Genomic DNA, 10,536 nt, shown 5'->3' on the forward strand with positions numbered 1-10,536 from the left:
GGCCGGGCCTGGGACACTATGTGCATTTGCAGCCAATTAAAAAAGGCATCTCCTAGCTTCATCTCAGCGTCCATCCTCTCTTAGTAGAACAATATCATAGCCAACCTCTAACCATTGCAGCCATTGTTTCACCCAAACTTCGTGCATGCCATTATCCGCTTTACGTTGTTCATCCATCGCGATAACCATAGCCTTCGCTTCCCGCCTACTCAGCAAACGGTCCAGAAAGGCTTCTGCGCAGTGTGAAAGATGAAAAGGCTCACCATTAAACACAATATCACCTTCATGCGTTAAATCCAATTCTACGAGGTCTGAACCACACACATCTTCCTCATCGCTCAGCAGCAGACTTGATTTAAACATCGAGAGCAAACGGGGATGTTGATCGCCTGCAAGCTTGCGGAAAGCTTCAAAATCATCATTAGGAAAGCAGTTCATGCGCTCTGCACCCAGCACGAGCGGCGAATAGCCATGGATCGGTGTTAACCAGTATCGGGTCATAAGGCATGTGCTCCTTACTATTAAGTCGGCCTTTTACCGCTTCTTTTCTCAATAAAATAGCGAATTCTTACCATAAACATCAGAGAGATAGCAACCGCTAAGCAAAGTACAATAGGCAAGCCTACAATTTGAAATACGAGGAGCATCACGGACCCGATCGCTAGCAGTACATAGATGAGCGCTGTTTTGAGGATAGGTAATTTGCGCGTACGGAACACTTTATTGTACACATAGGACATGAAAACAAAGATTAATAGATACGTGATGGGTAGGTAATTGGCAAACCATTCATTCAAGGCAGTCAACAAACATACACTCCATTTCATTAATAAGTTAAGTCACACGAATTGAGTCATTCCCCATTATCCCTTAAATCTACAATAAAATAAAGGGAAATGCGGCTAGAAAGCCGACATTTCCCTTTATTCGAATACTTTGTGAACTACGCGTTAGCTTCCGCCATTTTGCGGTTTTTCTCCGCACGCTCGCGCTCGCTCTTGTTCAAAATCTTTTTACGGATACGAACCGATTTCGGTGTAATTTCACAATACTCATCATCGTTCAAATACTCAAGCGCTTGCTCCAAAGAGTACATGCGTGGAGTTTTCATTTTAACTGTTTCTTCTTTGTTCGCGGAACGGATGTTGTTAACCGCTTTTTCTTTACAGATGTTAACGATGATATCATTATCACGTGTGTGCTCACCAACAACCATACCTTCGTAAACTTCTGTTTGTGGATGAACGAACAAGATACCGCGATCTTCTACAGAAAGAATTCCGTACAGTGTGGAAACGCCTGATTCGCTCGATACAAGCACGCCTTCGTGACGTCCGCCAACGCCTGCTCCATGGTAAGGACCATAGCTGTCAAACGCATGGTTCATGACTCCGTAGCCACGTGTAAGCGTCAAGAAGTTCGTTCTGTAACCGATCAATCCACGTGCTGGGATCAAGAATTCAAGACGAACGTTACCGCTGCCGTTGTTGATCATGTTAACCATCTCAGCTTTACGCGAACCTAGGCTTTCCATAACGGAACCCATGCTATCTTCTGGAACGTCAATGATCAAACGCTCAATCGGCTCCATTTTTTGTCCGTCGATTTGACGAATGATAACTTCTGGTTTGGAAACTTGCAATTCAAAGCCTTCACGGCGCATGTTTTCGATCAAAATACCTAAGTGAAGCTCACCGCGGCCTGAAACAACGAATGCATCCGGACTATCTGTATCTTCAACGCGTAAACTAACGTCTGTTTCAAGCTCTTTGTATAAACGCTCACGGATTTTACGGGAAGTAACCCATTTGCCTTCGCGACCAGCGAATGGCGAGTTGTTCACAACAAATGTCATTTGAAGTGTCGGCTCATCGATTTTCAATACTGGCAATGCTTCCGGATTCGTTGGATCAGCTACCGTTTCACCAATGTTAATATCTTTGATACCTGCAATGGCAATGATGTCCCCTGCAGCTGCTTCTTCAATCTCAATACGTTTCAAGCCTGTGAAACCGAAAAGCTTCTCGATTCTAGCTTGCTTTTGTCCGCCTTCGCGTGTCATAACAGTAACTGTTTGACCTTGACGAATTTTACCACGGTTCACACGGCCTACACCGATACGACCCAAGTATTCATTGTAATCCATCAACGTAACTAGGAATTGCAATGGTTGCTCAACATCTTCTGTAGGAGCTGGAATATGTTGTACGACTGTTTCATAGATAGCTTCCATGTTATCGTCTTGTTTCTCTGGATCAAGACTTGATGTACCTTGCAATGCGGATGCATATACAACGTGGAAATCAAGTTGCTCATCAGTCGCACCAAGTTCAATGAACAAGTCAAGCACTTCGTCTACAACTTCTTGTGGACGAGCGTTAGGACGGTCAATTTTGTTAACTACGACAACTGGAGAAAGGTTGCTCTCAAGCGCTTTACGTAGAACGAATTTCGTTTGTGGCATTGTACCTTCGAAAGCATCAACAACCAACAATACGCCGTCTACCATTTTCATGATACGTTCAACTTCTCCGCCGAAGTCAGCATGTCCAGGTGTATCTACAATGTTAATCAAGTAATCTTTATAGTTAATCGCCGTATTTTTGGCAAGGATGGTAATACCGCGTTCTCTCTCTAGATCGTTGGAGTCCATCGCTCTTTCTTGAATAGCCTCGTTGTCGCGGAATGTTCCGGACTGTTGAAGCAATTTATCTACGAGTGTTGTTTTACCGTGGTCAACGTGTGCGATAATAGCAATGTTGCGAATCTTGTCTCTTGCATGCATGAATGTCAAACCCTCTCTACCCTATAATTTTCGTCTCTGTTCATAAAACAAGCGTCGGACATAAGCGCCGACGCTTGACATTTACCCTTAGTATACGCAGTTTCTCGACATTATGCAAGATAAAAGGCGCTTAAAACAAAACATTTAACTGGAAAAAGGCGAAATCACCACAATCTCCGCTTGCGGAAAATGATGGAAAGTCCAGCAATGACAAGGATCAAAGCGATTACATAAATCCCTAATTTGAATAGTAAAGTTAAGCCGAAAAGTGCAGCAGAAATGAGTCCCAACACGATCGCTGCGATCCAAACACTCCGGTCACTCCCCCGTTCAAACAGATGAAGTTCATATAACCCAATCGCTACACCTAGAATGAAACCCGGCCAAATATAACTCATTGAACCCCAGCCGAACACATTACAAAAGAAAAACATGAGGGCATAAGTGGTCAAAATGCCACCTGGAACAAGTACGCCAGCAGGTAGTCTTCGGTTGAAATATAAGTAATGAAAGAGTAGTCCAGGTACGAGCAAAATAAGTGGCCAAAAGAAGGAAATAAGCAACTGGAAAACCCCTAATTTGCCTAGCAACAATAACACAGCCAAGCCAATAAATACAATACCAATGGAGTAGCTATTTCTAGCGATACGAATCCCTCCTAAAATTGAAATCGACACCCTTCAACAAATATTTTATCTCACATGACAGGAAATTGCTAGGTGTTTATCGAGGTTCAGTTCTGCGTTCAATTCCATTTGTCTGGGTATACTAAAGCATGCGCAGAAACCTTATGCCCTGGCTTAAGGTCGTCTGCTGTTCAAATGGGGAGGTATCATGAAGCAAACTCATACTAGCAGCAAACAACAACGAAAACCACTATGGACGAAACCCTTTTTAATAACTGCGCTGGCAAATTTATTACTCTTTTTCAGCTTTCAAATGCTCATTCCAACGATTCCATCACATCTCTCACAATTAGGTGGAGACAATGTGCAAGTCGGACTAGTCATTGGGATATTCACTATTTCCTCTCTCCTTACGCGACCATTCGCTGGCAGAGCATTAGACCTGTTAGGCAGAAAACATGTCCTACTCGTTGGATTAGCAATTTGTGCGCTTACGATTGCTGGTTATTCCTATATTGCTGCTGTCACACTTATACTAGCCGCCCGTTTTGTGCATGGCATTGGCTGGGGGTTATCGACAACTTCGCTAGGGACCGTGATCGCCGATATCATCCCCCCCGAACGCCGCGGAGAGGGAATGGGCTACTACGGGTTATCCAACACCTTCGCAATGGCAGTAGGACCACTCACAGGTCTCTGGGTCATGCAAGCGTTTGGGTTTTCGTACGTCCTTTTGATATCAACTATTTTGGCGATATTATCCTTGTTCAGCTCACTTTTCATTACATATCCGAAGCCAATTCGTCCTGCAAAGCCCGTTCGACGACTTCGAATTGCGGATCGTTTATGGGAACGAACGGCACTTCTTCCCTCTGCACTTCTACTTTGCACGGCTATTTGTTACGGGGGAATCGTGACCTTTATTACGCTGTTCGGTCTCGAAGCCGGTATCGCCAATGTTGGCTTATTCTTCCTATGCAACGCCAGTATGGTTCTACTCGTGCGGCCCATAACCGGTGTTCTTTTTGATCGCAAAGGCCCTGAGTGGGTGCTGCTCCCCGGCGCGATTTTCACGATTGCAGGGCTATGGCTGCTTTCCTATGCACATTCCAACATTAGCCTGGCTATTGCAGCCCTCTGCTATGGGGTAGGGTTTGGCTCCCTACAACCCGCCCTACAGGCATGGACGATTGCTCGTTCTTCCCCTGAACGACGCGGCGCGGCAAACGGCACATTTTTCTCTGCCAACGATCTCGGCATTGGACTCGGCGCTATGGTATTAGGGGCTCTCGCCAATTGGAGCGGCAGCTACGCCACGATGTACCGATATTCAACTACACTTATCATCGTATTCCTGCTGATCTATGGTTGGTCCTTCTGGGCTTTAACTTGGCAAAAAAAAACAGCACACTGACCTAGCGTCAGCGTGCTACTTCTCATTCATTCCGTGTCTTGAATTGAACCAATCGCAGCCATTTGGCAATTCCACCTGAGGCGATGACGGTAACAGTGGCCATAATGGGGATCCAAACATGTAAAAATTCAAAATCATGCAGCAGCCAATCGATCATCTTCTCATCCTTAACAAACATTTCTCCAGCCGTATAACCGAGTATTCCCGCGCCAATATAGACCAAGATCGGATATTTCTGCAATAAATTCATCACGATCGTGCTTCCCCAAATAATAATGGGAATACTCAAACCAATACCCAAAATAATGACCGTATTATTCCCATTCCCCTTAGCCGCAATGGCTAAAACATTATCCAAACTCATCACGAAATCAGCGACAATGATGGTCCAAATTGCTTTACCAAGTGTTGAAGCTTCTTTGACATTCGAATGACCATCCTCGTCCGTAAGCAGCTTAATGGCGATCCATAGCAGCAAGACAGAGCCTCCTGCTTGAATAAACGGAATCGTTAGCAGACTGACTGCTACCAGTGTCAGAATCAAGCGCAAGGCGATTGCGCCAAAAGCCCCCCACCAGATAGCAAGCTTCCTCTGCTCAAGAGGTAGATTTTTGCTAGCTAGTGCGATTACAACCGCATTATCACCGCTTAGCACAATATTAATTAACGTAATTTGCAGAAATAAAAAGAGTGCATCAATCATGCTTCACGTCCTCCTGGCGAACATGGAGAGCAAGTGATTGGAAAGGGTGCGATCACAGCGACAGTGAGGAGTTAGAATAAATGGGCGTTAGATTCCTTTTTCAATTGTCCATGCACGATTTCTATGGTTTCTGTTTCTAAGACCGCTTTGTCAATAAGCTCGTTTAGAAATGTCATGCTATCTTCCAGCTTCTCCACCAGACGTAAGTTAGGATTCGTACTTGGGGATGGCGGAAGAAATAAGGAACAACAGTCCTCATAGGGTAAAATCGAAATGGGAAATGTGCCAATCGATTCGGCAAGACCAATAATCTCTTGCTTGTCCATCATCATCAACGGTTGTAAAAGCGGCAGCGTAACCACACGTCCTATCGCATGTAGACTTGGCAGGGTTTGACTGGCAACTTGCCCCAAGCTCTCGCCCGTAACTAAGGCACCCAGTTCTTCACGTTCTGCGATCCGTTCTGCAATTCGGTACATCGCCCTCCTAATGAGAGTGACCAGCAGATTGTCTTGATACGCGCGATGAATGGAGGTTTGAACCTCCGTGAATGACACCATATGAAGCTTTAAGGAGTCGGTGTAGCCTGCCAGCTGATGTGCAAGCTCAATCACTTTATCCTTGGCACGCTCACTGGTATAGGGGTAACTATGGAAATGAATGGCCTCCATTGTCAAACCTTTTCGCATCGCTAACCAACCTGCGACAGGACTATCAATGCCTCCTGACAGCATCAGCAGCGCTTTACCACTCGTCCCTGATGGGAATCCCCCAGCACCTTCTATGACTTCAACATACAAGAGCACTTTATCCTCGCGGATTTCGACACGCAGCTCAACCTCAGGATTTCGCACATCCACCTGTAACCCAGGAATGGCCTGAAGTACATAGCCGCCAACCAAATAATTCATCTGCTGCGAGTCGTGCGGGAATGCTTTATTGACCCTGCGAGCAGATACCTTAAAGGTCGCTGGTTGTTTCGGCAGTGCCTGCATCATCCGCAGCGCTATCTCTTGGATCGATTCAAGCTCTAGCGGCGCATGATAAGCTGGACTGAAGGATGCAAGTCCAAAAACACGCTGTAGAGCAGCAGAAGCCTGTTCATAAGCGGCACCCCCTAGCTCCACATATACGCGTCCAAACTCAGGAATATACCTTACGTCAGGAAAAGAACTTAAAACTTTACGAATTTGAATCATTACACTTCGCTCAAATCGCTTGCGATTCTTTCCTTTTAGCATCATTTCGCCAAATCGTAAGATTAGACAATCCGGTTTCATCTTCGCGTCCCCCTTTGAATGACGGATGGGTTTCTCATGGGAGCAAGCTCCTTGACCACCTCTTGTAATGAGCGTAGGAATAGCTCTATATCTTGCTCTTGATGTTCATCGGAAAAGCTCACCCTCAAGCCGCTAACGGCCAGTTCTCGACTACAGCCCATCGCCAACATAACCTCACTAGGTTCTGATTCCCCAGACGCACAAGCAGATCTCGTTGAGATGTAGATTCCCTTCTGTTCTAAGGCATGCACAACGACCTCTGCTTTCATTCCGGCAAAAGCAAAGTGAACGATATGCGGAGCCATCTCAGTCTCCTTATCAGATCCAGTAATACTTAATTCCGGAATTGCTGCGATACCAGCGTACAATTGGCGTCTAAGCGCATATTTATGTGCCATTTTCGCAACTAGATTGTCCATAGTCATACGCAACGCTTTCGCCATGCCTACGATTAAAGGGACATTTTCTGTACCGGAGCGGACGCCAAATTCTTGACCGCCTCCAGCAAGCAATGGTTTGAGCTGTACGCCTGTTCTCCGATACAAGAATCCAACACCTTTTGGCCCGCGAAATTTATGCGCAGACGCGCTGCAAAGGTCGATTCCCCAAGCTTTAGGTTGAAAAGGTAGCTTAGCTAGTCCCTGAACAGCGTCTACGTGGAACATTATTTTGGGATAACCTGCGAGGTATTGACCTATTTCTTGAATGGGTTGAATCGTACCCACTTCGTTATTCACATACATGAGGCTAACAAGGATCGTATCCCCACAAATCGCGGCTTGAAGGTCCTCTAGCTTTACTCTACCCGTAGGAGTGACAGGTAAATAGGTGACTCGAAAGCCCTCCTGCTCCAACCCTGAGAAAACTTCTGTGACAGAAGGATGTTCAATTTGTGTAGTAATAAGATGTTTCCCGCGTTGTTGATAGCTGTAGGCTACACCTTTTATTGCTAAGTTATTACTTTCGGTCCCACCAGATGTACATATGATTTCACTCGGCGATACATCTATAGCAGAAGCAATGACACTCTTCGCGCTCTGCAAAAGCTTCTCTGCTTCTACCCCTAATCGATGAATCGAGGATGGATTCCCATAATGGAATTTCATCACCTCTGCGATTGTTTCAATGACTTCTTCATAAAGCGGCGACGTAGCCGCGTAATCCATATAAAGCATGATCTATTGACTCCCCTTCATGACCATTGCATCTTCCCTGTTGCTTGCTATGCCTTCTCACTATTAAAGCTCATAACTGACGAGAACTCAAGCGAGTGGCTACAATGCGAAAAGCCGATCTCCACATATTGCATGCGGAAATCAGCCCATAGTTAAACGATTTATTGAGCAAAATTCTGACGATGATCGAGTACTTTCGAAACGTACGCTTGCGTCTCTTTCGGTAAGAAATGAAGCTTATTCGCCAGATCCTGATCCGTCTTAATACCTAAGCGATCAACACGACCAGGGCCAGCATTATAGGCGGCAAGCGCAACGCCTTCGTTCCCGTTATATTTCTTAAGCAAGCCACTTAGAAACTGTGTACCTGCCTCTACGTTCTGCTTAGGATCAAATGGGTTCGTTACCCCATAACCGCTGCCAGTCCCATCCATGAGCTGCATCAACCCTTTAGCACCTGCCGAGGAGACGGCCTGATGATTAAAAGACGATTCTTGCTGAATAACCGCTTTAATCAACGAGGCATCCACCCCATATTTCTGACTTGCTTGCACAATGAGCCCATCAAACTGTGAAACGGATGTTACCTGAGAGATCGATTGCAATGGTGTATATGATTTATTCAATGCGCCTAATGCGCTTGGCAGGTTGCTTAATGATTGATGAAGAGACGACGTGTCTAGAGCACTTGCACCCGTATCCACACCTTGTCCCATCAATGTATTCAAAAGTTCACTAAAATCACTTGTTTCGTCAGTACTTGTAGATGACGTGTCATCTGCGAATAGACTTATTTTGCTCAATGTCTGAAGCTGAAGCAGCTCCTTCAATACTCTAGGGTCAATTCCTTGCGTATTTGTATTCGTGATGCTGTTCATAGTTCAGACCTCGCTTTATCATGTTCAATGTACTTATTGTACACGTTTTGTGCCCTGACGACTATACTTTTTATTCCATAGAATAGACATGGGGGACAGTCTATTGACTGTCCCCTCTTGCCTTTCAAGAAATATTCTGTTGCAGCATTTCATTGTCATTCAATGATCTTCTCACGGTGACACGCGATATACGCAAATGATCGGTTTCTTCTACGATGAACATAAATTCATCATTATAGCTTACTTGTTGATTTCGACTTGGCGGAATTTCCGTTTGGGAGTAAATCCAACCACCAATCGTATCATAATCATCCGACTCAATCTCAAGGCCAAAGTAATCATTAACTTCATCAATTAACAATAATCCGTCAATCGAGAACGTATTCTCATCTCTCATTTCAATCGTTGGACGTTCCTCATCAAACTCATCTTGAATTTCCCCAACGATCTCTTCCATGATATCTTCGAGCGTAACTAAGCCCGAAGTACCGCCATATTCATCAATGAGCAAAGCCATTTGGCTCTTGCGTTTTTGCATCATTTTCAGCAGATCACTGATATGAATGGAATCCGGCACCGTCGTTATCGGACGAATGATTTTCTTAATACCTTTGAGGTTAGCATCAGGTTTGAGCAAATCTTTAATGTGTACAAAACCGATAATGTTATCCTTGTCAGGGTCACAGACAGGGTAACGTGTACGCATTTCTTTAATTGCTATCGCTAAGTTCTCGGCATAAGAAAGTCCTGCATACAAACATTCCATCTCTGTACGTGGAATCATAATTTCTCTTGCCGTCGTCTCTGCAAATCCGAATATATTATCAACAAGCGCGAGCTCTGTATTATCGATTAGTCCGTTTTTGTGACTTTCATGCATAAGGACTCGAATTTCATCCTCGGTATGAGCGGATTCATGCTCCGTCGTTGGCTCGATTCCTGCACGGCGCAGCATCCAGTTAGACATACCATTAAGCATCCAAATAAACGGGTACATTATTTTATAAAATAATACCATGGGTCCTGCAGAAAGCAATGTAATCTGTTCTGCTTTACGAATCGCGTACGTCTTAGGAAACTGTTCTCCTAACGTAATATGAAGAGTAGTCATTAAAGAAAAGGCAATTATAAAAGTAATCGTGTGAAAAACAGTGTCTGGCAATCCCAGCGGAGCGAATAAAGGCTCTAAAATTTTGGCGAATGTCGGTTCACCCACATAACCAAGTCCTAATGATGTGAGGGTAATCCCTAATTGACAAGCACTCAAATAAGAATCGAGATTGTTCATAATCCCTTGAGCAAATTTCGCATTTCGGCGGCCTTCACCAACAAGTGATTCAATCCGACTTCCACGTACTTTCACCATTGCAAATTCTGCTGCGACAAAAAAACCGTTTAACAACACTAGTCCAAACATTAACAGAAAACTGATTAACGTTTCGGGCAAAGGATCTTCCAATACCTTACCTATCCCCTAACAAGCGCAAAAGCAGCACCGAGGAGAATAGGTACACCTCCCTTAATTTTCGATTTTAATTTTTTTAAATATCACTACTCATTATATAATAATACTGTAAGCATTCAAAGGTGCGAATATGACACTTGAAGCCAAATAGTACGAGCAAATGGGCGTAAACATATTAAAATGAGCCCTTATTGCGCTATTACTCATGAA

At 44.5% G+C, this 10,536-nt stretch carries 10 protein-coding genes; 1 reads left to right on the forward strand and 9 read right to left on the reverse strand.

Going from position 1 to position 10,536, the window contains the following annotated elements; translation table 11 throughout:
• Window positions 1–63: 63 nt before the first annotated feature.
• The 4 genes from AC1DVJ_RS28600 to AC1DVJ_RS28615 form a co-directional block, all read right to left on the reverse strand.
• Complete coding sequence (locus AC1DVJ_RS28600) at window positions 64–501, reverse strand: hypothetical protein (RefSeq protein ID WP_477595879.1); 438 nt, start codon at window positions 499–501, stop codon at window positions 64–66.
• 20 nt (window positions 502–521) lie between these two features.
• Window positions 522–797: a YlaH-like family protein gene (locus AC1DVJ_RS28605; protein WP_477595881.1), complete on the reverse strand. Its 276-nt coding sequence runs from the start codon at window positions 795–797 to the stop codon at window positions 522–524.
• A gap of 146 nt (window positions 798–943) precedes the next feature.
• Complete coding sequence (gene typA / locus AC1DVJ_RS28610; RefSeq protein WP_477595883.1) at window positions 944–2,785, reverse strand: translational GTPase TypA; 1,842 nt, start codon at window positions 2,783–2,785, stop codon at window positions 944–946.
• Window positions 2,786–2,949: 164 nt separating this feature from the next.
• Window positions 2,950–3,462 (reverse strand): LiaF transmembrane domain-containing protein, encoded by a 513-nt coding sequence (locus AC1DVJ_RS28615; RefSeq protein WP_477595885.1) that lies wholly within the window; start codon window positions 3,460–3,462, stop codon window positions 2,950–2,952.
• A 157-nt stretch (window positions 3,463–3,619) separates the two neighbouring features.
• Here AC1DVJ_RS28615 and AC1DVJ_RS28620 point away from each other — a divergent pair, with 157 nt between their 5' ends.
• Entirely contained in the window at window positions 3,620–4,825 is a 1,206-nt protein-coding gene (locus tag AC1DVJ_RS28620) for an MFS transporter (protein ID WP_477595887.1), read from the forward strand.
• A 22-nt stretch (window positions 4,826–4,847) separates the two neighbouring features.
• On the opposite strand, the gene AC1DVJ_RS28625 is transcribed toward AC1DVJ_RS28620, so the two are convergent.
• The 5 genes from AC1DVJ_RS28625 to AC1DVJ_RS28645 form a co-directional block, all read right to left on the reverse strand.
• On the reverse strand, window positions 4,848–5,528 hold the full coding sequence (locus tag AC1DVJ_RS28625; protein WP_477595889.1) for a TerC family protein: 681 nt from the start codon (window positions 5,526–5,528) through the stop codon (window positions 4,848–4,850).
• Between the two features lie 71 nt (window positions 5,529–5,599).
• Complete coding sequence (thiI, locus tag AC1DVJ_RS28630) at window positions 5,600–6,808, reverse strand: tRNA uracil 4-sulfurtransferase ThiI (protein ID WP_477595891.1); 1,209 nt, start codon at window positions 6,806–6,808, stop codon at window positions 5,600–5,602.
• Window positions 6,805–7,983, reverse strand: coding sequence for a cysteine desulfurase family protein (locus tag AC1DVJ_RS28635; protein WP_477595893.1), 1,179 nt, complete (start codon window positions 7,981–7,983; stop codon window positions 6,805–6,807). The genes thiI and AC1DVJ_RS28635 overlap by 4 nt, the downstream gene beginning before the upstream one ends.
• 161 nt (window positions 7,984–8,144) lie before the next feature.
• Complete coding sequence (locus tag AC1DVJ_RS28640; protein WP_477595895.1) at window positions 8,145–8,861, reverse strand: lytic transglycosylase domain-containing protein; 717 nt, start codon at window positions 8,859–8,861, stop codon at window positions 8,145–8,147.
• Window positions 8,862–8,985: 124 nt separating this feature from the next.
• A complete protein-coding gene (locus AC1DVJ_RS28645) occupies window positions 8,986–10,278 on the reverse strand; it encodes a hemolysin family protein (RefSeq protein WP_477595897.1) in 1,293 nt (430 codons plus the stop codon).
• Window positions 10,279–10,536: the final 258 nt, after the last annotated feature.

Source organism: Paenibacillus sp. P4_A9, assembly GCF_056402415.1.